The organism is Sphingomonas qomolangmaensis (assembly GCF_024496245.1).
Lineage (GTDB): Bacteria > Pseudomonadota > Alphaproteobacteria > Sphingomonadales > Sphingomonadaceae > Sphingomonas > Sphingomonas qomolangmaensis.
This window is the reverse complement of sequence record NZ_CP101740.1, coordinates 916,080-941,880: the sequence shown is the minus strand read 5'-3', so window position 1 is coordinate 941,880 and position 25,801 is coordinate 916,080. Positions and strand designations below refer to the sequence as shown.

Here is a 25,801-nt window from a genome sequence, read left to right as displayed (position 1 = left end):
TTCGGAGAAGATCATGCGGTTCACCACCGTCACCATCGCCCTGTCGCTCGCAGCGGTCAGCATCTCGACCTCGCTCCACGGCCAGCGCCCCGACGACCAGATCGACGCGCGATCGGTGGCCTTGGTCGAACGCGCCAAGACGGCACGCGCCGCGGGCAATCTGACCGGCGCGAACGACCTGCTCGAAACCGCGCTCGTGGTCGATCCGCGCAACCGCGAAGCCTTCGTCGTGCTGGCGGAGGTCGCACGCGCGCAGAACCTCCCCGGCAAGGCGATCCGCCTGTACCGCGAGACGCTGTCGCTCGAGCCCAACGACGTCGCCGCACTGCGCGGCCAGGGCGAGGCGCTGGTGCAAAAGGGCGCGGTGGTGAAGGCGAAGGAAAATCTCGCCAAGATCCGCACGCTCTGCAAGGCCGAGTGCGGCGACGCGACGAGGCTGGCGGCGGTGATCGCGAAAGGCCCGCCGGTAACGGCAACCGCGGCAGCGACTACGACGGCCCCACCGGTGGCAGGCAAAAACTAATCCGTTCGTGCTGAGCTTGTCGAAGCACGCCCCGAACCTTCAAAGTGCGGTCCAGCCGAAAATGCGGGCCGCCCTTCGACAAGCTCAGGGCGAACGGGGCAGGGGGTTAGCCCAAGCCCCTATTTCCCCGCATCGATCACCCGCGCAATCGCACAAAACTCGCCTACGCTAACCGTCTCCGCCCGCCGCGTAGGATCGATCCCCAACCCCTCGACCGCCGCCAGCGCCCCCGGCATCCCCTTCAGGCTGGCGCGCAGCATCTTGCGCCGCTGCCCGAACGCCGCCGCGGTCAGCGTCTCGAGCGTGCGCAGCCGCACCCCATCGGGCTGGTCGCCGGGCACCACATGCACCACCGCCGACATCACCTTGGGCGGCGGGGTGAAGGCCGATCGATGCACCGGCATAGCGATTCGCGGGGTGCTGCGCCACTGCGCCAGCACCGCCAGCCGCCCATAGGCGTCGTCATTGGCCTGCGCCACGATCCGGTCGGCCACCTCGCGCTGGAACATCAGCGTCAGGCTCTCCCACCACGGCGTCCAGCCGGCCGACAGCCACCCGACGAACAACGCAGTGCCCACGTTGTAGGGCAGGTTGGCCACCACATGCGGCTTGCCCTCGAACAGCCCCGCATGGTCGATCGCCAGCGCATCGCCCTCGATGACGGTCAGCTGCCCCGGATACGCCTCGCCCAGTTCGGCGAGCGCCGGAATACACCGCCGGTCACGCTCGATCGCCGTCACCCGCGCCCCGGCGGCCAGCAGCGACCGGGTAAGCCCGCCCGGACCCGGCCCGACTTCGAGCACCTCGGCTCCCGAAAGATCGCCCGGTACCCGAGCAATCCGGTCGAGCAATTGCTGGTCGAACAGGAAATTCTGCCCCAGCGCCTTGCTCGCGGTCAGCCCATGCGCCCGGATCACCTCGCGCAGCGGCGGCAAGGCCACCGTCATGCGCTGCGGGTCAGACGACGCTCGGCAGCGCTCGCCGCCATCCGGATCGCCGCGATCATCGCGCCGGGCTCGGCACAGTCCTTCCCCGCAATCCCGAACGCGGTCCCATGGTCGGGCGAAGTCCGCACGATCGGCAGCCCCAAAGTGATGTTCACCCCCTCGTCGAAGTGCAGCGTCTTCAGCGGGATCAGCGCCTGGTCATGATAGCAGCAGATCGCCGCATCATACCCGGCGCGTGCCCTGGCATGGAACATCGTGTCGGCGGCAAGCGGCCCGACCGCGTCGATCCCCTCGGCGCGCAATTGCTCGATCGCCGGGGCGATGATCTCGATCTCCTCGCTGCCCAACGCCCCGTCCTCGCCGGCATGCGGGTTGAGTCCCGCAAAGGCGAGCCGCGGCCGTTCGATCCCGAAATTCTTGGTCAGCCCGCGCGCCGTCACCCGCGCTTTGGCGACGATCAGCTCGATCGACAGCAACCCGCGCACCGCCGACAGCGCGACATGTGTCGTCACCGGCACCACGCGCAGCGTCGGCCCGGCGAGCATCATCACCGTATTCTCGGGCGCCAGGCCGCACCGCTCGGCGATGAATTCGGTCTGCCCCGGATGCTGGAAGCCGATGCGATACAGCTGCGTCTTCGATACCGGCGCGGTCACCAGCGCACCCGCCGCCCCCGACCGTGCGAGGCCGACCGCGAGCTCAAGTGATTCAAGTGCACTGCGCGCGCCCTCGCCATCGGGGTTGCCGGGGGTCACCATGCCGGCATCGTGTACCGCGAGCACCGGCAGCGCGGTGTCAAATACGCTCGCCACCTCGTCGGGATAGGCGATGCGCGCCACGGGGCCGTCCCAGACCTGCTCGATCGATCGCGGGTCGCCCACCGCAAAGAACGGTGCGAGCCCGTGCAGTTGGCGATGCGCCCACGCCTTGGCGACGATTTCGGGGCCGATCCCCGCGGGATCGCCCAGCGGTACGACGAGCGGGCGGATCATCGCGCCGGGGGTCGCGGGGTTATTGATATTCGACGATCGCATCGCGGCGAAGATCGCGCAGCATCCGCTGGGCGCGCAAGTTCACGCGCTCTTGCTCGAGCCCCGCCTGGATCTGCTCGGGATTGGGCGCATTGGCGGTCGCTGGATCGTCACGACCGCACAGCACCAGCACGCGCACGCCCTCGGTCGGCGAACCGAACGGCGGCGTCGCCTGGCCGACCTGCAGGTTGATCATCAGGTCCTGCAACTGCGCGGGCAGCTCGCGAATGCGGATCGCGTCGTTGTCGACGACCTCGGCGCCAATCTGCTGCGCCACAGCATTGACGTTGCCGCAGCCCTGGATCTTCTGCGTCACCTGCGCGAACTCGGCGGCCCGCGCCTGGATCTGCTCCTGGGTGAGCGCGGTGGGGAACTTCACCGACATCTGCCGCAGGCTGAGCCGCGCGTCGCGAGGGTCGGCGGTCAGCACCTGCCGCTTGTCGACCATGTACAGGATCGAATAGCCGCCCGGGATCGCGATCGGGCCAGCAATCTGGCCGACCTGCATCGTCTTGGCGGCCGCCGCCAGCTGATCGGGGAGCACGGCGGGATTGATCCAGCCCAGATCGCCCTCGACCGCCTTGGTCGTCGCCTCGGAGAAGTTGCGCGCGAAATACTCGAACGGCGCGCCACCGCGCATCTGTTCGATCATCTTGCGACCGTTTTCGAGCACTTCAGCCGCGCGATCGGGGGTGGCGCTGAGGTAGATTTCCTTCAGATGCGCTTCCTCTGTCCCCTTGGCTGCCTCGAGGCGCGCGATGATCGCCTTCACCTCTTCCTCGCCGACACTGATGAAGGGCTCGACCTGGCGGCGGAGCAGCCGCGTCCAAGCGAGCTCGCCCTCGATCTGCCGCCGCAGCGACCGCTCGGACGAACCGATCTGTTCGAGAAACGCCTTCATCTGTTCGGGCGTGCGCTGGAAATTGCGCGAGACCCGCGTGAAGCTCTGTTCGATCTCGGCGGGTGCGACCTTGATGTCTTCGTTGGCCGCGGCCTGGATCTGCAGCGTCTCGTCGATGATCGCGCGCAGCACCTGCAGCCGCAGCTGGTCGCGCTCGGCATCGCTCACCTTTACGCCGCGAAGCCCGGTAATCATCGCCAGGCGCTGATCGACGTCGGTGCCGGTGATCACGGTTTCGTTGACGATCGCGGTCGCCTTGCGGATGTTGGGATCGACCTTGCCGAACACCTGCAGATTGCTCGGCAGGTTGAGGTTGGTTGCCGGCGTGTCCTGTCCGGCTCCCGCCTGCGGATCGCTCACCGTCTGCGCAGCGGCGATACCCGCGAGCATCGTGGCGGCGGCAAGTGCGCCGAGGCGCTTCATCTTCGTACCCAAATCCGGTTACCCCATCACGCGCCGAGGCGAATACCCGCCGGCGGCGTTGCCATGTCATTACGAGCCTGAACCTCACCTTAGCGCCCCAGGTTCGTCAATGCCAGCGTCAGCAGGAAGCTGTTGCCGCGGCGTGCATCGCCGATGTCGGTATAGTCACGTCGCCACGCAATGCCGAGCCGCAGGCAATCGTCCTCATATTCGACCCCGATCCGATGGCGGACGGGATCGAAGCCATCCGACAGCGACAGCGGGTCCTCGCTGCGGTCGGTGAGGTCGACCGTCGCCGAACCGAACACCGACCACAGCCGCGCGAACGCGACCCGGCCCGCAACGCGCGCCTCTTCGCGGTCGCGCAGATCCTCGAGTTCGATACCGATGTCGCGGTTCAGGCGGAGATAGCCGATCTGGGCATACGTCTGGCGCGATCCGATCGTCGCGTCGATCTCGTTGCGGCGAAGCGCGAACCCATCCTTGTCGATACGATAGCGATGGGTGAAGCTGACGAACTGTCGAAAGCGAATTTCGGTGCGACCGACGAAATCGGACCAGCGATCGTTGAGCCCGGTGCCGTCGGGGAACAAGGCGGACCGCTCGGTCAGACGATAGCTTTGCCCGACATTGGCATTGATCGCGATGCCAGGAAGGTCGAGCGCATAATCGAGCCCGTAGGTAAACCGCGTCGAATCCTCGAACCGGTCATAGCCGGGGAAGCGATTGAGCGCGAAGAGGTTCGAATCCTCGAGGTCGACCGCGCGTGCGTCTTCGTTTGGGATCGACAGATTTTCGACATGCGGCGCCACCACCATCTGTACGCGCGGCGTGAAGCGCTGTGTGCCCCCCAGCGCCTCGCCGATGAACGGCCATTTGACGTCGACCGCGGCGGCACCGATCGCGCGCGCCGAAAAGCCTTCGTCACCGCGATACGACACGACGCTGGTCAGCAGCGTGTCCTGCGTGTTGTACACATCGGCGCGGGCGAGCGCGCTGAATGTCACTTCCTGGCCGAGTGTCGTCACCCGGCGCAATTCCCACAGCGCCGAGGCAAAGGCGCGCTGCGTGTCCTGGCCTGATTTGCGACCGATCGCGAGGCTGTTGAGCTGGAAGGTGAAGCGGCCGCCGAGCAAGCTGTCTTCCATCCGCTTGCGATAATCGATCTCGGGCAGCGCCAGCGGCTGCGCGGTGCCGGTACCGTCAAGCCGGAGCGACTGCACCGCCCAGCCATTGATCGCGAAATAGCTGTCGGGGGTGATCCGCATCACCCCGACATTGCTGCGCAGCCGGTCGTCGCGGGATATATCGTAGCGTCGCAGGAAGGTGCGATCGGTGGCTACCCGGATCGATGCATAGGCGCTCCATTCGGGGGTGAATTGCGCACGGCCCGAAGCATCGACATAGCCGCGAAACGCGTTCTCGCTGGTGGCCGGCACGTCGGTGACGATCAGGTCGTCGCTGCGCCGGCTATAGGTGCCATAGGCATTGATGCGGAACGCGCCGAGGCTGTTGAGTTCGCGATAATCAGCCTGGAGCATCGGCAGCGATCCGGTGAACACCCGCGGGGTGATCGTCAGGTCGCGATTGGGCCCCATTTCGAAATGATAGGGCAGCGCGAATTCGAGCCCGTTGACCCGGCCATAGCGAATCTCGGGGGCGAGCACGCCTGCCGCGCTCTTGCCGCCGATCGTGTGCGAGAAGCTGGGCAGCGGCAGAGTGAGGCCGAGCAGGGTGATCCGCGCGCCCTTGTAGCGCACCCGGCTGCGGGCAGGGTCGTAGGTGACCTCGCGCGCATTGATCTTCCAGCTCGGTTCCTTGGGGCAGTTCGCGGCGGTGGTGACGGTGCAGGGCGTATAGGCTGCGCGCGTCACGCGGATGATACCGCCTTCCTCGCGCACGCCGCGTTCGGCGGCGAGCCTCCCGCCCTGTTCGAGCACCACCAGCATGTTCTGCACCACCCCGTCGCGCAGGCTGTCGGTCAATTCGATCCGGTCGCCATAGGCGATGTCGCCCTGCGGGTTGGTGACCGCGATATTGCCTTCGGCGACGACCTGTCCGGTGGTGCGGTTCCAGGTGACCTTGTCGGCGCGCAGCCGTTCGCCCTGGCGCGACAGTCGGACGTCCCCGCTGGCATCGACGACGTCGCCATCGGTGTTGTATTCGAGAAGGTCGGCGCTGAAATCGATTTCGTCATCGGTGCGCGGGTCGGCGCCGGTCTGCTCGGGGGCAGGCGGCGGGACCACGCGATCCTGCAGATCCTGCGCCTGCGCCGCGACCGCGAGGCCGAGGGATAGCGGCAGCGCGGCGGTACGCAACAGGGCCAGGCGCTTCACGATGGTCAGGGTCCCCTTTTGCCGCGAAATACAAGCGGCCAGCAGCGCCCTATCGCACCGCGCGCTGGCTTCCGCAATCGGCGCCTTTTGCGTGTCGCGCCGCCAGTCCCTAGATGGTGGCAACCCAGCGCACCCCGCGCCCGATGGAGAGAGCATTCGCGCATGCAGATCGACTTTACCGCCACCGCCCCCGAAACCGCCGAAGCGATCGCCTTGATCGTCGGGCGCGACGGCAAAGCCGCGCTCGATCGCTTCGATGAAGCGACGCGGTCGCTAATCGCCGGTGCGTTCGCCGCTGCGCGCTTCGACGGCGAAGCCGGGACGATCGCCGAAATTTTCGTGCCCAACGGGCGGGTTCTGTTGGTGGGGATCGGTTCGGGTGACGAGGTCGAGCACGAAAAGGCCGGCGGCGCGCTTGCCGGACGATTCCTCACGGCGGGTATCGCCGGCATCGTCGTCGATTTCGCGGGCACCGGCCCAAGCCCCGCAGCGGTCGCGCGCTTCGCGGGCGCGGCGGCGGCACGCGCCTGGCGGTTCGACGTCTATCGTACCAAGCAGCCCGAACGGCAGAAGCCGACGCTTGCCGCGATCACGATCGCCGGCGCCCCCGACGGCACCGATGCGGCGTGGGCCAAGGCCAAGGCGCTCAACGAGGGGCTCGAACTAACACGGACGCTCGTCTCGGAGCCGCCCAACATCCTGTACCCCGAAAGCTTCGTCGACCGCTGCCGCCACCTCGAGGAACTCGGCGTCACGCTGACGATCCTCGACGAAGCCGCGATGGCTGAGCATGGCATGGGCGCGCTGCTCGGCGTCAGCCAGGGTTCGGCGCGCGAGGCGCGGATCCTGGCGATGCACTGGAACGGCACCGACGGCACCGGCGATCCCGATATCGCGCTGGTCGGCAAGGGCGTGACCTTCGACACCGGCGGCATCTCGCTCAAGCCGGGGCCGGGCATGGAAGACATGAAGTGGGACATGGGCGGCGCGGGCGCGGTCGCGGGGGCGATGAAGGCGCTCGCTGCGCGCAAGGCCAAGGCGAACGTGATCGGCGTCGTCGGGCTGGTCGAGAACATGCCCGACGGCAATGCGCAGCGGCCGGGCGACGTCGTGACGTCGATGTCGGGGCAGACGATCGAGATACTCAACACCGATGCCGAAGGGCGGCTGGTGCTTGCCGATGTCATCACCTGGGTCCAGCACGCGCATCGCCCCAAGGCGATCGTCGACCTGGCGACGCTCACCGGCGCGATGATCATCAGCCTGGGCAGCGAGCATGGCGGATTGTTCGCCAACGACGATTCGCTCGCCGAGCAGATCCTGGCGGCGAGCCGGGCGTCGGGCGACGCGCTGTGGCGCTTCCCGATGTCGCCCGCCTACGACAAGCTGATCGATTCGCCGATCGCCGACATGAAGAATGTCGGGCCGCGCGGCGCGGGGTCGATCACCGCGGCGCAGTTCATCCAGCGCTTCGTCGATCCGGGCGTGCGCTGGGCGCATCTCGATATCGCGGGGATGGTGTGGTCGGACAAGCCGGGCAACACCTATGAGAAGGGTGCGACCGGCTTCGGCGTGCGCGTGCTCGACCGGCTGGTGCGCGACAATTTCGAAGGGTGATGCTTCGCTGCTGATAGCGGGCAAGGTTGGGCGGGGCAGGGTATGTCCCGCCCGAGGCCAACTCGGCGGGAAGGAAGGGTAGGGCGCGAATGCAGGTCGATTTCTATCATCTGACGCTCACGCCGCTCGCACGCGCGCTGCCGCAGATCGCGCAGAAGGTGCTTGGCAGCGGGCAGCGGCTGCTGATCGTGTCGGATAGCGAAGAACAGCGCGGCGCGATCGACCGGCTGCTGTGGACCTATGCCGCCGACAGCTTCCTGCCGCACGCCTGCGCGGGGTCGGGCGACGACACGGTGCAGCCGATCCTGATCGGGTTGGAGCCGGCACCCGCCAACGCCGCGCGGATGATCGCGCTGATCGACGGCACCTGGCGCGACGAGGCGCTGGCGTTCGAGCGCGCGTTCCATTTCTTCGACGACGACGCGATCCATCCCGCCCGCGCCGCGTGGAAGCGATTGGCCGAACGCGAGGGCGTCGAGCGGCGGTATTGGAAGCAGACCGAAAGCGGCTGGGAACAGGCCGCCTGAGCGCGCTTGCATCGCTACCTGTGCCCGACTAAGGCGCGGCCATTCCATTCACGCCTTATAGCAGGAGCCGAACGGCCATGGCCGCGACCCGCACGTTTTCGATCATCAAGCCCGATGCCACCCGCCGCAACCTGACCGGTGCGGTCACCAAGATGCTCGAGGAAGCCGGCCTGCGCGTCGTCGCTTCGAAGCGCATTCAGATGACCCGCGAACAGGCCGAAGGGTTTTACGCGGTCCACAAGGAGCGTCCGTTCTTCGGCGAGCTCGTCGAATTCATGATTTCGGGCCCGGTCGTCGTCCAGGTGCTCGAAGGTGAGAACGCGATGCAGCGCAACCGCGACATCATGGGCGCGACCAACCCAGCCAATGCCGAAGCCGGCACGATCCGCAAGGAACTGGCCGAGAGCATCGAAGCCAACACCGTCCACGGTTCGGACAGCGACGAGAACGCCGCGATCGAGATCGCATATTTCTTCAAGCCTGAAGAAATCGTTGGCTGAAACCGGCGATGTGACAACCGGACGCTGCCTGTGCGGCGGCGTCCGGGTCACCTTGCCCAAGCCCGTGCATGACGTTGGTGTATGTCACTGCCGTCAGTGCCGTACCTGGACCAGCGGACCATGGATGGCGCTTCAGGTGCCCGAGGCCGTTGTCGAGGGCGATGACATGGCGATTTTCCGGTCTTCAGGCTTTGCCGAGCGGGGATTTTGCCGGACATGCGGAAGCCATATTTTTCATAGGCCGATAGATGGCCCTGAACTGGCGGTTTCGGCGGGGCTGTTCCGCGACGACCGGCAATATGTCGACGGTGAAATTTTCGTCGATAGCCAGCCTGCGCATTATCGGTTCGAGGGCGTTGCCAATCGCCGCACCAGCACGTCGATGGCTTTCGAATGGTTGCCCAAGCTGATCGCGCGACGCGCAGGTAGTTGGTTCGTGCGGCGTTAGAACTCGGCTGCTACATCCATCAGCTTCGTCAGCCGCTTGGGCGCGACGCTGCGCCAGCTTCGGCCGAGCCAGTCGGCGATATGGTCCCAATCGGTGCGACCGGTATCGAGGCGGATCGCGATCCAGCCCGAGGGCGCGTAGAATTTGGGCAGATAATATAGCTCGGGGTCCTGGTCGACGACCGCCGCCTGCTCGTCGCCGCCGCTCGTCTTGACCAGCAACGCGATCGCGTCCTCGCCATGATGGTGGATCGAGACATAGGCGAAATATTTGCCCGTCTTCTCGCCGCCTACCCGCCAGCCGGGGGCGCCATGCGAGGGCCGCGCGTCGGTTTCGGGCAGCGCGAGCGCGAGTTCGCCGACCTTGGCGACGATCCAGTCAGGGTCGGCCTCGCGCGACACATAGTCGCTGAGGGTCCGAGCATATAGCTGATGCTCGGCGATCAGCACGCGCGCGGCCAGTGTATCGGTGGTGTCGCCGGGCTGGATCGCGACCGCGCACTGCCCCAGCACCGGCCCGTCGTCGAGCTCGGCGGTCACCAGATGCACGCTGCACCCGGCCTGCGCATCGCCCGCGTCGAGCGCGCGCTGGTGCGTATGCAATCCCTTGTATTTGGGCAGCAGCGAGGGATGGATGTTGAGCATCCGCCCCTCCCACTTGCGCACGAAGCCGGGCGTGAGGATGCGCATATAACCTGCCAGCGCGACATGATCGGCGCCGCTCGCGCGGATCGCTTCGTCCATCGCGGCGTCGTGGCCGTCGCGGTCCATTCCCTTGTGCGAAAGCGCAAAGGTGGCAACACCCTCTGCCGCCGCCAGCTTCAGTCCCGCCGCGTCGGGATTGTTCGATGCGACCAGCACCACCGCATAGGGGCAGGCGGGTGCGCGCGACGCATAGAGCAACGCCGCCATATTGGTGCCGCTGCCCGAAATCAGGATCGCGACGCGGGCCTTATCCCGCATGAGTCGCAGTCCACGCGGCGCGCGCGCTCCAGGTTTCGACCGATCCGGCGACAGTGCAGCCCTTGTCGCCCGCATCGATACGACCGATCCGGTGGACCACTTCGCCAGCGGCTTCGAGCTCGGCGCGAACCGCGTCGGCCTCATCCGCGGCGACGATCGCCACCATCCCGATCCCGCAGTTGAAGGTACGCGCGAGTTCCTCGGGCTCGATTCGCCCCTGCGCCTGCAGGAACGCCATCAGCCGCGGCAGCGGCCAGCTATCGGCGTCGATCATCGCGTGGCAGCCTTCGGGGAGCACCCGCGGGACGTTCTCGAGCAAGCCGCCGCCGGTGATATGCGCCAGCCCATGAATCCGGCGCGCGCGCAGTAGCGGCAACAGGCTGGCGACGTAGATCCGGGTCGGCGCCATCAGCGCGTCGATCAGCAGCACGTCCTGATCGAACAGCGACGGGCGATCCAGCTTCCACCCGCGATCGGCGGCGAGCCGGCGCACCAGCGAATAGCCGTTCGAATGCACCCCCGCCGAGCCGAGCCCGAGGATGACGTCGCCGGGCGCCACCGCGCTCCCGTCGAGCAACGCCTCGCGCTCGACCGCACCGACGCAGAAGCCCGCCAGGTCGTAATCGCCATCGGCATACATGCCCGGCATTTCGGCGGTTTCGCCGCCAATCAGCGCGCATCCGGCCTGGCGGCACCCTTCGGCGATCCCGGCGATCACGCGCTCTGCGACGGCGTTGTCGAGCTTTCCGCTCGCATAATAATCGAGGAAGAAGAGCGGCTCGGCACCCTGGACGATCAGATCGTTCGCGCACATCGCCACCAAATCGATCCCGACCCCGTCGTGGCGGTCATGCTCGATCGCGAGCTTCAGCTTGGTGCCGACGCCGTCGTTCGCCGCCACCAGCAGCGGATCGGTGAACCCCGCCGCCTTGAGGTCGAATACGCCCCCGAAGCCGCCCAACGACGCATCGGCACCCGGCCGCCGCGTCGCCCTGGCCAACGGCGCGATCGCGCGCACCAAGGCGTTGCCCGCGGCGATCGACACGCCTGCTTGTGCGTAGGTATAGGAGCCGCCGCTCCGATCGGAATCGCTCATCGAACAGCGCCTAGCCATATCGCCCTTGGATTTCCACGTCCGCTTCGCCAAAAGGGCGCCGATATGCGCAAGCCATCGATTTCCCTCGCTCTCCGCCTCGGTGCGGGCCTTGCCCTGATGGGGGCGGGCGGGTTCGCGCTTGCCCAGATCGAGGGCAGCCGCGGCGCGGCGCCGATCGACAGTTCGGGCAGCTTCGAAGTGTCGGGGGTCCCGGTCGACGTTGTTGCCGGCAATGCCGAGGCGGCACGGCTGGGCGGCTGGCGGCTGGCGCAGCGCAAGGGCTGGGCGCAGCTGTCGCAGCGACTGACCGGGCGCAACGGATCGCTATCCGATTCGGCGCTCGATTCGCTGGTGACCGGAATCATCGTCGAAAGCGAACAGATCGGCCCCAAGCGCTACATCGCCAAGCTCGGCATCCTGTTCAATCGCGCGCGCGCCGCGCAGATCCTGGGCGTGTCGAACAGCCTGGTGCGCTCGCCGCCGATGCTGGTGATGCCGATCCAATGGTCGGGCGGGGTCGGCACGACCTTCGAAGCCGCGACGCCGTGGCAGGCCGCGTGGGCCCGCTTCCGTACCGGCAACAGCTCGGTCGATTACATCCGCCCGGCGGGCAGTGGCCCCGATTCGCTGCTGCTCAATGCGGGGCAGCAGGAACGACCGGGCCGCGGCTGGTGGCGGACGATTCTCGATCAATATGGCGCCGACGATGTGCTGTTCCCCGAAGTGCGGCTGTATCGCCAATGGCCCGGCGGGCCAGTGATCGGCGCGTTCCGCGCGGGCTATGGCCCCGACAATCGCGAGCTCACGCGCTTCACCTTGCGCGTCGAGAACGGTGACGGCTTGCCCGCCTTGCTCGACGCCGGCGTGAAGCGGATGGACGAGGCCTATCAGGCCGGGCTCCGCAGCGGTATGCTGCAGCCCGACGCCTTGCTGCGAATCAGCCCGCCCGACCCCAACGCGGTCGTAGCGCCCACCGAAACGATCGCGCCGGTCGATCTCGAGGGGCTGTTCGAAACGCCCACCGCTACCGCGACGACGTTCAGCATCCAGTTCGATACGCCGTCGGCGGCGGCGGTCGCATCTTCGGAGGCGGCGCTGCGCGGCATTCCCGGCGTGCAGTCGGCGATCACGGGCAGCCTGGCGCTCGGCGGGGTATCGGTGATGCGCGTCAATTATGACGGCAGCGCCGAGGGGCTGGCGGCGGCGCTCGCTGCGCGCGGGTGGGAAGTCGACCAAAGCGGTACCACCTTGCGGATCCGGCGCGCGCCGGCAGCGGCCCCAGCGCCCGCGCCCGCGCCCGCGACACCCCCGGTCCCGGCGGAGGCGGCGGAGGACGAATGACCCAGCTTCGCCTGCCGCTCCAACGACCCGAGGGAGCGCGCAAGGACGAGTTCATCGTCGGCGACGCCAATGCCCGCGTCGTCCACCATCTCGAACATTGGGGCACCTGGCCGGTTATGGCGGCGTTGCTGGTCGGTCCGCGCAAGTCGGGCCGCAGCTTGTTGGCGCGGCTGTTCACGAAGCGCGCGGGCGGGCAGATGATCGACGACGCCGAGCGCGCGTCTGAAACCGCGATCTTCCACGCCTGGAACCTGGCGCAGGCCGATCACAAGCCGCTGCTGCTCGTTGCCGATTTCGCGCCCCCCGAATGGAGCGTGCGGCTTCCCGACCTGCGCTCGCGCCTTGCCGCCACCCCGGTATTGCGGATCGACGAACCCGATGACGGGCTGTTCGCGGCGATCCTGCGTCAGCAATTCGACCGGCACGAACTCGACGTCCGCGAGGAAGCGATCGCGTGGATGCTCAAGCGGGTCGAGCGCACCTATCTGGCGCTGACGCGGATCGTCGATGCGCTCGATAACGAGGCGATGGCGCGCGATACGCGGCGGATATCGCTGCCCTTGGCCCGATCGGCCTTGCAAGCCGCAGGGCTGCTGGTCCACATGCGCGGCGAACTGGACCTGGGCGATCGCCCGGTCGCCACACCGCGCGAGGAAGCATGACCCGGCCGGTACGCCCCAATTTCGAAACGCCCGGCGTCGACATCACCGACGATGATCCCTTCGTCGCGCGCACCGGCAGCCGCTATTTCAACCGCGAACTGTCGTGGCTGGCGTTCAACCGCCGGGTGATGGAGGAAGCGCGCAACCGCGCCCACCCGCTGCTCGAACGGCTGCGCTTCCTGTCGATCTCGGGATCGAACCTCGACGAATTCTTCATGGTCCGCGTCGCGGGGCTGAAGGGCCAGCAATTGCAGGAGGTCGAGCTCCGCTCGGTCGACGGGCTGACTCCCAGCCAGCAATTGAGCGCGATCGTCGCCGATGCGAGCAACCTGGCGGACGCGCAGCAATCGGTGTGGGACGATATCCGCGGCGACCTGACAAGCGCCGGGATCGAGGTGCTCGAGCCCGACACGATCGGCGGCGAATCGGGCGAGTGGCTCGAACGGCATTTCCGCGAACAGATCTTCCCGATTCTCACCCCGCAGGCGCTCGATCCAGCGCATCCCTTCCCGTTCATCCCCAACAAGGGGTCGAGCGTCATCTTCGACCTGGTGCGCAAGTCCGATGGGCAGGCGATCCGCGAACTAGTGCTGCTGGCATCGACGCTGCCGCGCTTCATCCGCCTTCCGACCGAACCCGCGCGGTACGTCACCGTCGATGCGATGCTCAAGCGGTTCGCGCCACTCCTGTTCCCCGGTTACGACATCAAGGCGGCGGCGTCGTTCCGCGTGCTGCGCGACAGCGATATCGAGCTCGAGGAAGAAGCCGAGGATCTGGTCCTGTACTTCCGCACCGCGATCAAGCGGCGGCGGCGCGGGCGGGTGATCCGGCTCGAGATGGAAACCGGCATCAGCCCCGAGCTCGAAGCGGTATTGAAGGAAGAACTGGGCGGCAGCGACGCCTTGCTCACCGAAACCGGTGGATTCCTCGGGATCGGCGATCTTGCCGCGCTGGTCGAGGAAGATCGCCCCGATCTCAAATTCCCGCCCTTCTCGCCGCGCTTCCCCGAGCGGATCCGCGAATATGGCGGGGATTGCTTCGCCGCGATCAAGGCGAAGGACATCGTCGTCCATCACCCGTACGAATCCTTCGACGTGGTGCTCGCGTTCCTCAAGCAGGCGGCGGGCGATCCCGACGTCGTCGCGATCAAGCAGACGCTCTACCGCGCCGGCAAGCAATCGGCGGTGGTCAACGCGCTGATCGCGGCGGCCGAGGCGGGCAAGTCGGTAACCGCCGTTGTCGAGCTCAAGGCGCGGTTCGACGAGGAGCAGAACTTGCTCTGGGCCTCGGCGCTCGAACGCGCAGGGGTCCAGGTGGTCTATGGCTTCATCGACTGGAAGACCCACGCCAAGGTGTCGATGGTGGTCCGGCGCGAGGGCAATGAATTCCGCACCTACTGCCATTTCGGCACGGGCAATTATCACCCGGTCACCGCCAAGATCTATACCGACCTCAGCTTCTTCACCGCCGATCCGCGGCTGGGGCGCGATGCTGCGAAAATCTTCAACTACATCACCGGCTATGTCGAACCCGTCGGGCTCGAACAACTGAGCATCAGCCCGCGCGACCTGCGCAATTCGCTGATCGAGCTGATCGATCGCGAGATATCCAATGCGCGGTCGGGCAAGCCCGGCGCGATCTGGGCGAAGATGAACTCGCTCGTCGACCCGGCGGTGATCGAGAAATTGTACGAAGCGAGCGGGGCAGGGGTCGAGATCGACCTGATCATCCGCGGCATTTGCTGCCTACGCCCCGGCGTCGTCGGCATGTCCGACCATATTCGGGTGAAGTCGGTGGTCGGGCGCTTCCTCGAGCACAGCCGCATCTGGGCATTCGGCAACGGCAAGGCGCTGCCTAATGACGGCGCGCGGCTGTATATTTCCTCGGCCGACTGGATGCCGCGCAACCTCGATCGGCGAGTCGAATATATGCTGCCGATCCTCAATCCGACCGTCCACGACCAGATTCTCGACCAGGTGATGGTCGCCAATCTGCTCGACACCGAACAAAGCTGGGAGCTGCAGCCCGATGGCCAATATGAGCGCGACGAACCCGGCACGCGGCCGTTCAACCTGCATCGCTACTTCATGACCAACCCATCGCTGTCGGGCCGCGGCGCCGCGTTGTCGGCGCGTGAGGCGGTGCCCAAATTGTCGCTGCGGCGCCGGCGGACCCCCGCCGGTGACGGCGGGGCGGCGTGAGCCTCTTCTTCCGCAAGCCGCACGCCGAGGCGCGCACCGAGCGCAAGCGCACCGCGATCATCGACATCGGATCGAACTCGATCCGCCTGGTCGTCTATGAAGGGCCGCCGCGGCTGCCAGCGACCTTGTTCAACGAAAAGGTGATGGCGGGGCTCGGGCGCGGGCTTGCCGAGACCGGGCGAATCTCGGATGAGGGGCTGGCGGTCGCCCGCCCGGCGCTCGCGCGCTTCGCGATGCTGGCGCGCGAGATGGACGTGACCGAAGTCCGCACCGTCGCCACCGCAGCGGTGCGCGACGCGAGCAACGGCGGCGAACTGATCGCGATGGCCGAGCGATCGGGGCTAAACGTCGAGATCCTGTCTGGCGAGGAAGAGGCGATGGCGGCGGGACATGGGGTCCTTTCGGCGATCCCCGATGCCGACGGCATCGTCGGCGATTTGGGTGGCGGCAGCCTCGAGCTGGTGCGCGTCCGCGGCGGCACAATCCATGAACGCGTGTCGTTCCCGCTCGGAGTGCTGCGTATCGGTGCGCTGCGCGATCAGGGCAAGGGTGTGCTCGATCGCAACATCGCGCAGCGGCTGCGCGATGCTGGTTGGGCGGGGAAGGGGGTGGACCTGCCACTGTATCTCGTCGGCGGATCGTGGCGTGCGCTGGCGCGGCTCGACATGTATCGCACCGGCTATCCGCTGCCGGTGATCCACGGATATACGATGAGCGCCGACACGATCGCGCGGATCATCCGGACGCTCGGCCACCTTTCCAAGGGGAAACTGCGCGCGATCCCCAATTTGTCGAGCGGGCGAATCCCGACGATGCGCGATGCGGCGTCGGTGCTGAGCTCGCTGATGCGGCATCTGGGGACCACCGAAGCCGTCGCCTCGGCCTATGGGCTACGCGAGGGGCTGCTGTTCCAAGGCCTCGATGCCGAAACCCAGGCGCAAGACCCGCTGATCGCCGCCACGCGTGCCGAGGGGCAACGGCTGGGCCGCTTCCCCGAACATGGCGACCTGCTCGATCGCTGGATCGCGCCCTTGTTCGGCGACGAGGACGAAGCGCTCGCGCGGTTGCGCCACGCCGCGTGTTTGCTCGCCGACGTCGCCTGGCTCGCCAATCCCGATTTCCGCGCCGAGCGCGGGCTCGAGGTCGCGCTGCACGGCAATTGGGTAGCGATCGATGCGCATGGCCGCGCGCTGCTGGCGCAGGCGTTGTTCACCTGTTTCGGCGGCGGCACCGAATCGCCCGATCCATTGGTACGCTTGGCCGATCCCGACTCGCTCGAAACTGCGATGCGCTGGGGTCTGGCGATGCGTCTGGGCCAACGGCTGAGCGGCGGCGTCGCATCGCCGCTGCATTCGAGCGCGCTGGTGCAGACCGCAACCGCGCTCGAACTACGGCTCGAAGACGGCGCTGGCGACCTTTACGGCGAAGCGGTCGAGCGCCGCCACAAGGCGCTCGCAGCGGTATTCGATTTGACCGCGGCGTGCATCAGGAGCGTGTCGGTCAACCGCAGCTCAGCTTCATGATCCGGCCGAGTTCGCCCACTTCGACGTTCAGCCGGTCGCTGCGAAAGTCCTGGGTCAGCATCGACCCGGTTTCGTAGCGGCGAACGGTATTCGCGCCCGACCGTTTTTGCGCCCGTTCAACGACAGCGGGTGTCGCGCGCTCGCCGATCAAGTCGATCATCTTGCTGACGTTGCATTCGGTGCCAGGCGCCACAGGCGCAACCGCGGTTGGCTGGACCGGCGCGCAACCGACGCAGCCGAGCACCAGCAAGAAGGTAAGCATACGGGTCATTCGGCATCCTCCGCCCGAGTCATCTTCAACTTGCCGCCTTTCACCGCGAACGCAAGATGCCCCTCGACCAGCGCCAACGCGTCGCGGCCGAATTGTTCGAACCGCCAACCCTCGAGGATCGAGAGCCCTTCGCGCTGGCCGCCCGCCAAGGCCTCTAGATCGTCGCTCCGCGCGAGCAGCTTCGAGGCGACGTTGATGTCGCGCGAGCGAATCTTGAGCAGCAGCTTTAGCAGGTCGGCGACCAGCGCGCCGTCCTTGCCCATGCCGTTCTTGCGATCATCGCGTCCGGGCATTTCGTCGGCAGGCATCGGCACCGCCGACTCGATCGCCGCCATCAGCCGCGCGCCGATGTCGTTGCCGCCCCAGGTCGTCGAAAGCCCGCGGACGCGCGAAAGGTCGCTTTGCTTGCGCGGCGGATTGCCCGCCAGATCGGCGATCGTCTCGTCCTTGACGATCCGTCCGCGCGGCAGATCCTTTGCCTGCGCCTCGATCTCGCGCCATTTCGCAAGTGCCTTGAGCCGGCCGAGCACTTCGGGCTTGCGGCTGGCGATCCGCACCCGGCGCCAGACGTCTTCGGGGTCGTTGAAGTAGTTCGACGGATCGGCGAGACGCTCCATCTCCTCGTCGAGCCAGAGTCCGCGGCCGGTCTTGCGAAGCTTTTCGAGCATCTTAGGGAAGATTTCGGCAAGGTGCGTCACGTCGGCGATCGCATAGTCGATCTGACGCGCGTCGAGCGGGCGGCGCGACCAGTCGGTGAAGCGCGCGCCCTTGTCGACGGTGATCCCCAGATAGCTGTCGACCAGGTTCGAATAGCCGATCTGCTCGCCTTGCCCCAGCGCCATCGCCGCGACCTGGGTGTCGAACAGCGGGTGCGGGGTCTTGCCGGTGAGGTTGTAGACGATCTCGATATCCTGCCCGCCGGCGTGGAAGACCTTCAGCACGTCCTGATTCTCGGTCAGCAGGTCGAGCAGCGGCTTCATGTCGATCCCGGGCTGCATCGGATCGATCGCCGCGGCTTCGTTCGCGTCGGCGATCTGGATCAGGCAGAGCTCGGGCCAATAGCTGTTTTCGCGCATGAACTCGGTATCGACCACCACATAGGGCGACTGCGCCAGGCGATGGCAGAGATTGGCGATGGCGGCGTTGTCGTCGATAAGACCATGAATGTGCATCGGGCCCCCATAGCGAGGTCTGCCGGGTTGACAAAGTGGGGGTGGAAGGGAAAGCGCGGCCACCACGGAATTATCCGTCACCCGGGCGAAAGCTGGGGTCTCGTGCCACCGGCGTCGTGCTCGCGGCGCGAGACCCCAGGCTTTGCCGGGGTGACGAAAAACGGAAGAACAGCCATGCACGCCTATCGCACGCACCGTTGCGGTGCCCTTCGCGCCGAAGATGTCGGACAGGAAGTTCGCGTATCGGGTTGGGTTCACAAGAAGCGCGACCATGGCGACCTGGTGTTCGTCGATCTGCGCGACCATTATGGCATCACCCAGATCGTCACCGAAGTCGACGGCCCAGCCTTCGCGGTGATCGAATCGCTGCGCAGCGAATCGGTGGTGACGATCACCGGCAAGGTCGTCGCGCGCTCGCCCGAGGCGGTGAACCCCAATCTGCCGACCGGCGCGATCGAAGTGCGGGCGGTCGATGCGACGGTGCAGAGCATGGCGCACGACCTGCCGCTGCCGGTATCGGCCGAAGCTGATTATCCCGAGGATATCCGCCTTCGCTATCGCTTCCTCGATCTGCGCCGCGAGCGGATCCACGCCAACATCATGCTGCGCTCGAACGTGATCGCTTCGCTGCGCAACCGGATGATCGGCCAGGGCTTCACCGAGTTCCAGACCCCGATCCTGACCGCGTCTTCCCCTGAGGGAGCGCGCGACTATCTGGTGCCGAGCCGCGTCCATCCGGGCAAGTTCTATGCGCTGCCGCAGGCGCCGCAGATGTTCAAGCAGCTGCTCATGGTCGCCGGCTTCGACCGCTATTTCCAGATCGCGCCGTGCTTTCGCGACGAGGACGCGCGCGCCGACCGCAGCCCAGGCGAGTTCTACCAGCTCGACTTCGAGATGAGCTTCGTCACGCAGGAAGACGTGTTCCAGGCGATCGAGCCGGTGCTCCACGGCGTGTTCGAGGAGTTCGCCGACTGGCAGGGCAGGGGCCGCCAGGTTTCGCCGCTCCCGTTCGCGCGCATTCCCTACCGCGAATCGATGCTGAAATATGGCAGCGACAAGCCCGATCTTCGCAACCCTATCGTCATCACCGACGTGACCGATCATTTCCGCGGGAGCGGCTTCGGACTGTTCGACCGGATCGTCGAAGGCGGCGGCGTCGTGCGCGCGATCCCTGCGCCGAACACCGCGGGCAAGAGCCGCAAATTCTTCGACGACCTCAACGACTGGGCGCGCAGCGAAGGCCATGCGGGGCTTGGCTACATCACCCAGAAGGGCGGCGAGTTTGGCGGTCCGATCGCCAAGAATCATGGCGAGGAAGCGACGCGCAAGCTCGTCGAGGCGCTCGGCCTCGGCCCCGACGACGGCATCGTCTTCGCTGCCGGCAAGGAATTGCAGGCGGCCAAGCTCGCAGGCGCGGCGCGCACCCGGATCGGTGAGGAGCTCGAGCTGATCGACCAGAACCGCTTCGAATTCTGCTGGATCGTCGACTTCCCGATGTTCGAATATGACGAAGACGCCAAGAAGGTCGATTTCAGCCACAACCCCTTCAGCATGCCGCAGGGCGAGATGGCCGCGCTCGAGGGCAAGGACCCGCTCGACATCCTGGCGTACCAGTATGACATCGTCTGCAACGGCGTTGAGCTGTCGTCGGGTGCGATCCGGAACCACAAGCCCGAGATCATGTACAAGGCGTTCGAGATCGCCGGCTATTCGCAGGAAGATGTCGATCGCGATTTCGCAGGGATGATCAACGCCTTCAAATGCGGCGCACCGCCGCATGGCGGCTCGGCGCCGGGGATCGACCGGATGGTAATGCTGCTGGCAGGCGAGCCTAACATCCGCGAGGTGGTGCTGTTCCCGATGAACCAGCGCGCCGAAGATTTGATGATGAGCGCGCCGTCGGCGGTGTCGCCCAAGCAGCTGCGCGAACTCAACATCCGCGTGGTCGAGCCAGCGCCCAAGCCGTGATCGCATCCCCCCTCCCGCTTGCGGGAGGGGGCGGGGGTGGGCATGCTGCGCGGCATGGCCAAACAGTCGAAAACCACACACGATGAATCGCCACCCAAGCGCAAGGGCGATTTGAACCTAGCCGACCACGAGCGCGGCAAGAAGTTCAAGGGCGACTATACCGATGCGCTGAACGCGGTGCAGGAGCGGCTATGGCAGCTTCAGGTCGCGCATATCGTCCACAAGCGCGCGGCGATCATCGTGCTCGAAGGCTGGGATGCCGCGGGCAAGGGCGGCATCATCAAGCGGCTGACGTCGAACTGGGATCCGCGCTTCTTCGAAGTGGTGCCGATCGCCGCGCCCTCGGCTGCCGAAAAGGCGCGCCATTTCCTCTGGCGCTTCTGGCAGCACCTGCCCGCGCACGGCCATATCTATATCGCCGATCGCAGCTGGTATGGCCGCGTGCTGGTCGAGCGCGTCGAGGGCTATGCCAGCGAACCCGAATGGCAGCGCGGCTATGGCGAGATCAACGCGTTCGAGGCGCAGCAGGCGGCGATCGGCACCACGATCGTCAAGCTGTTCGTCCATATCACGCAGGAAACGCAGGACCGCGAATTTGCCGAGCGGCTCGACGATCCGTGGAAGCAGTGGAAAACCGGCGCCGAGGATTATCGCAACCGCGCGCGGCGCGGCGATTATCTGGTGGCGATCGACGAGATGCTCGCGCGCACCTCGACCGAGCTGGCACCGTGGCAGATCATCGACGGCAACAACCGCAAGGCGGCGAGGATCGCCGCACTGATCGCGATCGCCGACGCGCTCGAGGCAAGGGTGCCGATGACGCCGCCCACGCTCGACCCCGATTTCGAGGGCATGGCGCGGGCGGCGTTGGCGAAACCTTAGTCGGCGAGTTTCACCGGTTCGATGTCGATCGGGGGGAGAGGGCTTTCCTCGACTTGCTCGGGCTGCTGGAACTCGAACTGGCCATCGTCTCCCATCACTCGAAGCTGTCCGTCCTCGAGTGAGAAATAAGAGCCGTGCAGCGTGAGCGATCCGTCGTCGATCGCCTTTTGGACGAACGGGAAGCTCTTGAGATTGGTCAGCGAGGTGCGGACCGCCTCATATTCCATCTCGCGCCCGGCATCATCGTTCTCGCCGCAACGCGACTTCACCGTCGCACGTGCCTCGTCGAGGATCGTCACCCAGCTTGCAATGAAGCCGCCTTCGCCGGGTTCGGCATCACGAAACGCGCCGCTGAGCGCCGCGGCGCAGCCGCCGCAGGCGCCGTGGCCCATCACGACGATCTCTTCGACCTTCAGTTTGGTCACCGCGAATTCGAGCGCTGCCGACACCCCATGAAAGCCCGCGCGGGTTTCGAATGGCGGCACGAGCGCAGCGACGTTGCGTACCACGAAGATCTCGCCGGGCAGCGTATCGAATATCTGCGCGGGTTCGACGCGGCTGTCCGAGCAGGCGATCACCATCACCTTAGGGCTTTGCCCTTCGCGCAGCTCGAGCCAACGGTCGCGCTGGCGGCGCAGGTCGGACGTGCGGAAGCGGTGATAGCCTTCTACCAGGTTCGCGAAATAGGTCATCGTTCTCCTCTCGAAATGGGTTGAGCGGGACTTACTCGAAGTTAGCCCTACCTAACAAATGGACGGGATACGCGGCGGTTCCCGGCATTGTTTTGCAGCCCGTTGGTGGCTATCTGGCCATCATGAACGACGGTATCGCGCTCGCAAACCCCGCAATTAGCCCGCCTCGTGCGCGCAAGCCCGACTGGATCCGGGTGAAAGCGCCGACCTCGACCGGCTTTGCCGAGACCAAGGCGCTGATGCGCCGCCTGAACTTGGCGACGGTTTGCGAGGAAGCGGCTTGCCCCAATATCGGCGAGTGCTGGACCAAGAAACACGCGACGGTGATGATCCTGGGGGACGTGTGCACCCGCGCCTGCGCCTTCTGCAACGTCAAGACCGGCATGCCGCGGATGGTCGATCCGCTCGAGCCGCAGCACACCGCCGACGCCGCCGCCGAACTGGGGCTGCAGCATATCGTCATCACCTCGGTCGATCGCGACGATCTGCCCGATGGCGGCGCGTCGCAGTTCGTGAAGGTGATCGAGGCGCTGCGACGGACCACCCCCGATACGACGATCGAAATCCTGACCCCCGATTTCCGCAACAAGGCGCAGGCGGCGGTCGAGGCGATCGTCACCGCGCGGCCCGACGTCTATAACCACAATCTGGAAACGGTGCCGCGGCTGTACCCGACGATCCGCCCGGGCGCGCGCTATTATGCCTCGCTGCGGTTGCTCGAAAGCGTCAAGCGCCACGACCCGACGATCTTCACCAAATCGGGGGTGATGATGGGGCTGGGCGAGCAGCGGCTCGAAGTCCACCAGGTGATGGACGACATGCGCTCGGCCGATGTCGATTTTCTGACGATGGGCCAATATCTCCAGCCGACCCCGCGCCACGCCAAGGTCGAGGATTTCGTGACCCCGCAGGCGTTCGATGCCTATGCCGCGATCGCACGCGCCAAGGGGTTCCTGCTGGTCGCCTCGTCACCGCTTACCCGCTCCAGCTACCATGCCGGCGAGGATTTCGCGCGGCTGCGTGCGGCGCGCGAGGCAAAGTTGGGGCGCGTGCGCGCCTGATGCCCAAGCATACCGAAACCCGCCATCTGCCCTACACCCCCGAGCAGATGTTCGACATGGTGGCCGATGTCGGCCGCTATCCCGAATTCCTGCCCTGGGTCAGCGCGATTCGGGTGCGATCGAGCAACGCCAGCGAGCTCGTCGCCGACATGATCGTTGGCTTCAAGGGGCTGCGCGAAACCTTCACTTCGAAGGTGCAGCTCGAACGCCCCGATCATATCCACGTCGCCTATCTCGACGGACCGATGAAGTATCTGAACAACGACTGGAAGTTCCGCGAGGACGGCAAGGGCGGTTGCCTGGTCGATTTCTGCGTCGATTTCCAGTTCAAGAACCGGATGTTCGAAATGCTCGCGGGGCAGGTGTTCGATCGCGCGTTGCGCAAGATGATCGGCGCGTTCGAGGATCGCGCGGCGGTGCTTTACGGCTCGACCGGCGCAGGCATCAACAGTTCGAGCGCGCAAAGCGCCGCCTGAAGCCGCACGCCGCCGCGCCCGGTATCGGGGAAATCACGCGAATCGGCCATGACCTCGCGCGGCTCGTCGCTGCGCTCGGCGACCGCGAACACGACCCGACCGACGGGCTTCTTCTCGGTTCCGCCGCCGGGACCAGCGACCCCGGTGATTGCGACGGCGATGTCGGCGCTCGATCGCTGGATCGCCGATTGCGCCATCTGCCACGCGACCGCGACCGATACCGCGCCGAAGGTGTCGAGTACGTCGCCGCTCACCCCCAGCATCATCTTCTTGGCCTCGTTCGAATAGGTGACGAAGCTCGCATCGAACACGTCGGACGATCCCGGCACCTCGGTCAGCGCCGCGGCGACCAGTCCACCGGTGCAGCTTTCGGCGAGCGCGATGCGGCGACCGATCGCGCGATTGGCCTCGATCACGCGGGTCGCGCTGTCGATCAGCTCCTGTGGCAGCAAGGTGTCGCGATGGGTCATCGGGTCGCTCCGGCGGGGCAGATGGTGATCGGCAGGCGGCGGCGCGCTTCGGCGCCATTGTCGCCCGCGAGCTGCAGGATAGTGGTGACCAGCGATGCCGCGTTGCGCGCGGGTAGGGGTTCGACCAGCGCGACGACACGCTCGATGCTGCCGCAGTCCTGCGCGCGGATTTGCTGGATCAGCAGCGGTGCCACCATCGCGGCGACCACCGGTTGCGCGAATTGCGAATCGAGGATCTGACGGACATCGGCGCCGGCGATGCGCGCGATGGCACTCCGCGCCAACGGCCAGGCACCCGCCGACTCGGTCTGGAACTTGGCGAGGAATGGCCCCGACTGACGGCGCAGCAGTGCGTTGGCGGGCAGATTGGCCGCGCAAGTCTGTCCGGTCTGGCGGATCACCTCGGGCGCCATGTAGAGGAACAATGCTTCGGCCTCGCGCTGGGGCACGCATTGCCGCGCGGTCTGCGCAACCGTGGCACCGGGGAGCGCAATAGCTGCAACCGCCGCGAAAAAATGCATGAGACGCATCAGGTTACTCCTGGTAGGCGAACGGTTGCGGTCGCCATCGCGGCGATGCCTTCACCCCGCCCGGTGAAGCCCAGGCGCTCGGTGGTGGTTGCCTTCACGCTGACGCACGTCACGGGCAGGTGCAAGAGCTCGCCGATCCGCGCGCGGATCCCATCGCGATGCGGGCCGATCTTGGGCGCCTCGCAGATCAGGGTCAGGTCGACGAAATCGATGATCCCCCCCTGTGCCGAAACGAGGCCAGCAGCGTGCTGGAGGAACTGTGCCGAATCGGCACCCTTCCACTGCGGATCGCTCGGCGGAAAATGCATCCCGATATCGCCCGCCGCGATCGTCCCCAGCAGCGCGTCGGTGATCGCGTGGAGCCCGACATCGGCATCGCTATGCCCCGACAATCCCTTGTCGTGCGGGATCAGTACGCCGCCGAGCCACAGTTCCTCGCCTGCTTCGAGCCGGTGGACGTCGTAGCCGCTGGCCGATCGGCTAATCAGCGCCGTGCCATGCGCCGCCTCGGCGGCGGCGAAATCGGCGGGGTGGGTAATCTTTTCGAGCATGCGATCTCCTTCGACGATGCAGACGCCATGACCGATCGCGCGCAGCATCTGCGCGTCGTCGGTCGCTTCGGCATCGGCAGGCCAGGCGCGGTGCGCCGCCATCAGTTCGGGCAGGCGAAATGCCTGGGGGGTCTGGATCCGCCACAATCCGTCGCGCGATACCGTGTCGCCGAGCAGGGCGCCGGCGCGCGCGAGCGTGTCGGCGATCGGCAGTGCAGGCACCGCGCCTGGATAGTCGCCGAGCGCCGCGACCAATGCGTCGATCACGCGGCTCGGCAGGAACGGGCGCGCGGCGTCGTGCACCAGCACCTGGTCGAAGCCCTGGGCGATCAGCGCATCGATGCCGTTGCGCACCGAATCGCGCCGAGTGGCGCCGCCAAGGACGAAGCGGACATCACCCAGCGCCGCGTGCAGATCCGCTTGCTGGCCATCGCCGATCGCTACCAGCACTGTTTCGATCGCGGGATGATCACGCAGCGCCGTATAGGAATGTACCAGCATCGGCTTGCCTGCGAGCATGGCGAATTGTTTCGGGCGTTCGCTGCCCGCCCGAATGCCCTGGCCGGCGGCGACGATCAGCGCGGCGGTGCGGTGGTTGGCCATCGCTGCCGCCTAGCGCAAGCCGGAGACCGCCGCCAGTCTTGCCATTAGCGGGCCTGCGCTGTACGGCTTGCCCGATTTTTAGGCACA

General features: G+C 66.4%; 25 protein-coding genes. 13 read left to right on the top strand and 12 right to left on the bottom strand.

Annotation, left to right across the window (positions count from 1 at the left end; translation table 11 throughout):
* Positions 1 to 13: 13 nt before the first annotated feature.
* Positions 14 to 523, top strand: coding sequence for a tetratricopeptide repeat protein (locus tag NMP03_RS04525; RefSeq protein ID WP_256507337.1), 510 nt, complete (start codon positions 14 to 16; stop codon positions 521 to 523).
* 119 nt (positions 524 to 642) lie between these two features.
* Here the strand turns inward: NMP03_RS04525 and rsmA are convergent, their stop codons facing one another.
* From rsmA to NMP03_RS04505, 4 genes are all read right to left on the bottom strand, one after another.
* Entirely contained in the window at positions 643 to 1,470 is an 828-nt protein-coding gene (gene rsmA, locus NMP03_RS04520) for a 16S rRNA (adenine(1518)-N(6)/adenine(1519)-N(6))-dimethyltransferase RsmA (protein WP_256507336.1), read from the bottom strand.
* Positions 1,467 to 2,504 (bottom strand): 4-hydroxythreonine-4-phosphate dehydrogenase PdxA, encoded by a 1,038-nt coding sequence (gene pdxA, locus NMP03_RS04515; protein WP_256507335.1) that lies wholly within the window; start codon positions 2,502 to 2,504, stop codon positions 1,467 to 1,469. Before pdxA ends, rsmA begins: the two co-directional genes overlap by 4 nt.
* Positions 2,482 to 3,825, bottom strand: coding sequence for a peptidylprolyl isomerase (locus NMP03_RS04510; protein ID WP_256507334.1), 1,344 nt, complete (start codon positions 3,823 to 3,825; stop codon positions 2,482 to 2,484). The genes pdxA and NMP03_RS04510 overlap by 23 nt, the downstream gene beginning before the upstream one ends.
* Positions 3,826 to 3,914: 89 nt before the next feature.
* Positions 3,915 to 6,161 (bottom strand): LPS-assembly protein LptD, encoded by a 2,247-nt coding sequence (locus NMP03_RS04505; RefSeq protein WP_256507333.1) that lies wholly within the window; start codon positions 6,159 to 6,161, stop codon positions 3,915 to 3,917.
* A 162-nt stretch (positions 6,162 to 6,323) separates the two neighbouring features.
* Here NMP03_RS04505 and NMP03_RS04500 point away from each other — a divergent pair, with 162 nt between their 5' ends.
* The 4 genes from NMP03_RS04500 (at position 6,324) to NMP03_RS04485 (ending at position 9,253) form a co-directional block, all read left to right on the top strand.
* Complete coding sequence (locus NMP03_RS04500; protein ID WP_256507332.1) at positions 6,324 to 7,778, top strand: leucyl aminopeptidase; 1,455 nt, start codon at positions 6,324 to 6,326, stop codon at positions 7,776 to 7,778.
* Positions 7,779 to 7,867: 89 nt separating this feature from the next.
* The gene (locus NMP03_RS04495) at positions 7,868 to 8,305 is read left to right on the top strand and encodes a DNA polymerase III subunit chi (RefSeq protein ID WP_256507331.1); all 438 of its coding nucleotides are present in this window, start codon (positions 7,868 to 7,870) and stop codon (positions 8,303 to 8,305) included.
* 77 nt (positions 8,306 to 8,382) lie between these two features.
* A complete protein-coding gene (ndk, locus tag NMP03_RS04490) occupies positions 8,383 to 8,805 on the top strand; it encodes a nucleoside-diphosphate kinase (RefSeq protein WP_256507330.1) in 423 nt (140 codons plus the stop codon).
* A 10-nt stretch (positions 8,806 to 8,815) separates the two neighbouring features.
* Positions 8,816 to 9,253 (top strand): GFA family protein, encoded by a 438-nt coding sequence (locus NMP03_RS04485; RefSeq protein WP_455153315.1) that lies wholly within the window; start codon positions 8,816 to 8,818, stop codon positions 9,251 to 9,253.
* On the opposite strand, the gene purN is transcribed toward NMP03_RS04485, so the two are convergent.
* Positions 9,250 to 10,215: a phosphoribosylglycinamide formyltransferase gene (gene purN / locus NMP03_RS04480; protein WP_256507328.1), complete on the bottom strand. Its 966-nt coding sequence runs from the start codon at positions 10,213 to 10,215 to the stop codon at positions 9,250 to 9,252. The genes NMP03_RS04485 and purN overlap by 4 nt on opposite strands.
* Positions 10,205 to 11,311 carry a phosphoribosylformylglycinamidine cyclo-ligase gene (gene purM / locus NMP03_RS04475; protein ID WP_256507327.1) on the bottom strand — a complete coding sequence of 369 codons (1,107 nt, stop codon included), beginning with the start codon at positions 11,309 to 11,311 and terminating at the stop codon, positions 10,205 to 10,207. The genes purN and purM overlap by 11 nt, the downstream gene beginning before the upstream one ends.
* 63 nt (positions 11,312 to 11,374) lie before the next feature.
* Here purM and NMP03_RS04470 point away from each other — a divergent pair, with 63 nt between their 5' ends.
* The 4 genes from NMP03_RS04470 to NMP03_RS04455 are packed head-to-tail and all read left to right on the top strand — an operon-like array spanning position 11,375 to position 17,038.
* Positions 11,375 to 12,652, top strand: a complete 1,278-nt coding sequence (locus NMP03_RS04470; RefSeq protein WP_256507326.1) for a heavy-metal-associated domain-containing protein — start codon at positions 11,375 to 11,377, stop codon at positions 12,650 to 12,652.
* Entirely contained in the window at positions 12,649 to 13,314 is a 666-nt protein-coding gene (locus NMP03_RS04465) for an HdaA/DnaA family protein (protein WP_256507325.1), read from the top strand. The genes NMP03_RS04470 and NMP03_RS04465 overlap by 4 nt, the downstream gene beginning before the upstream one ends.
* On the top strand, positions 13,311 to 15,515 hold the full coding sequence (locus NMP03_RS04460; RefSeq protein ID WP_256507324.1) for an RNA degradosome polyphosphate kinase: 2,205 nt from the start codon (positions 13,311 to 13,313) through the stop codon (positions 15,513 to 15,515). Before NMP03_RS04465 ends, NMP03_RS04460 begins: the two co-directional genes overlap by 4 nt.
* Positions 15,512 to 17,038, top strand: a complete 1,527-nt coding sequence (locus NMP03_RS04455) for a Ppx/GppA family phosphatase (protein ID WP_256507323.1) — start codon at positions 15,512 to 15,514, stop codon at positions 17,036 to 17,038. The genes NMP03_RS04460 and NMP03_RS04455 overlap by 4 nt, the downstream gene beginning before the upstream one ends.
* Here NMP03_RS04455 and NMP03_RS04450 read toward each other — a convergent pair.
* Positions 17,016 to 17,309, bottom strand: coding sequence for an I78 family peptidase inhibitor (locus tag NMP03_RS04450; protein WP_256507322.1), 294 nt, complete (start codon positions 17,307 to 17,309; stop codon positions 17,016 to 17,018). The two genes, NMP03_RS04455 and NMP03_RS04450, sit on opposite strands and share 23 nt — an antisense overlap.
* Positions 17,306 to 18,481: a ribonuclease D gene (gene rnd / locus NMP03_RS04445; protein WP_256507321.1), complete on the bottom strand. Its 1,176-nt coding sequence runs from the start codon at positions 18,479 to 18,481 to the stop codon at positions 17,306 to 17,308. Before rnd ends, NMP03_RS04450 begins: the two co-directional genes overlap by 4 nt.
* A gap of 174 nt (positions 18,482 to 18,655) precedes the next feature.
* Here rnd and aspS point away from each other — a divergent pair, with 174 nt between their 5' ends.
* On the top strand, positions 18,656 to 20,449 hold the full coding sequence (gene aspS / locus NMP03_RS04440) for an aspartate--tRNA ligase (RefSeq protein WP_256507320.1): 1,794 nt from the start codon (positions 18,656 to 18,658) through the stop codon (positions 20,447 to 20,449).
* Positions 20,450 to 20,503: 54 nt separating this feature from the next.
* Complete coding sequence (locus NMP03_RS04435; protein WP_406698418.1) at positions 20,504 to 21,331, top strand: polyphosphate kinase 2 family protein; 828 nt, start codon at positions 20,504 to 20,506, stop codon at positions 21,329 to 21,331.
* Here NMP03_RS04435 and NMP03_RS04430 read toward each other — a convergent pair.
* Positions 21,328 to 22,023: a carbonic anhydrase gene (locus NMP03_RS04430; protein ID WP_256507318.1), complete on the bottom strand. Its 696-nt coding sequence runs from the start codon at positions 22,021 to 22,023 to the stop codon at positions 21,328 to 21,330. The two genes, NMP03_RS04435 and NMP03_RS04430, sit on opposite strands and share 4 nt — an antisense overlap.
* Positions 22,024 to 22,145: 122 nt before the next feature.
* Here NMP03_RS04430 and lipA point away from each other — a divergent pair, with 122 nt between their 5' ends.
* Both lipA and NMP03_RS04420 read left to right on the top strand, forming a co-directional pair.
* A complete protein-coding gene (gene lipA, locus NMP03_RS04425) occupies positions 22,146 to 23,084 on the top strand; it encodes a lipoyl synthase (RefSeq protein WP_256507317.1) in 939 nt (312 codons plus the stop codon).
* The gene (locus NMP03_RS04420; protein WP_256507316.1) at positions 23,084 to 23,560 is read left to right on the top strand and encodes a type II toxin-antitoxin system RatA family toxin; all 477 of its coding nucleotides are present in this window, start codon (positions 23,084 to 23,086) and stop codon (positions 23,558 to 23,560) included. The genes lipA and NMP03_RS04420 overlap by 1 nt, the downstream gene beginning before the upstream one ends.
* Here the strand turns inward: NMP03_RS04420 and NMP03_RS04415 are convergent.
* Genes NMP03_RS04415 through NMP03_RS04405 form a run of 3 tightly spaced genes read right to left on the bottom strand, consistent with a single transcriptional unit; the run spans position 23,506 to position 25,714 of the window.
* Positions 23,506 to 24,030 carry a CinA family protein gene (locus tag NMP03_RS04415; protein ID WP_256507315.1) on the bottom strand — a complete coding sequence of 175 codons (525 nt, stop codon included), beginning with the start codon at positions 24,028 to 24,030 and terminating at the stop codon, positions 23,506 to 23,508. The genes NMP03_RS04420 and NMP03_RS04415 overlap by 55 nt on opposite strands.
* Positions 24,027 to 24,560 carry a hypothetical protein gene (locus NMP03_RS04410; protein WP_256507314.1) on the bottom strand — a complete coding sequence of 178 codons (534 nt, stop codon included), beginning with the start codon at positions 24,558 to 24,560 and terminating at the stop codon, positions 24,027 to 24,029. The genes NMP03_RS04415 and NMP03_RS04410 overlap by 4 nt, the downstream gene beginning before the upstream one ends.
* Complete coding sequence (locus tag NMP03_RS04405; RefSeq protein WP_256507313.1) at positions 24,560 to 25,714, bottom strand: bifunctional 2-C-methyl-D-erythritol 4-phosphate cytidylyltransferase/2-C-methyl-D-erythritol 2,4-cyclodiphosphate synthase; 1,155 nt, start codon at positions 25,712 to 25,714, stop codon at positions 24,560 to 24,562. The genes NMP03_RS04410 and NMP03_RS04405 overlap by 1 nt, the downstream gene beginning before the upstream one ends.
* Positions 25,715 to 25,801: the final 87 nt, after the last annotated feature.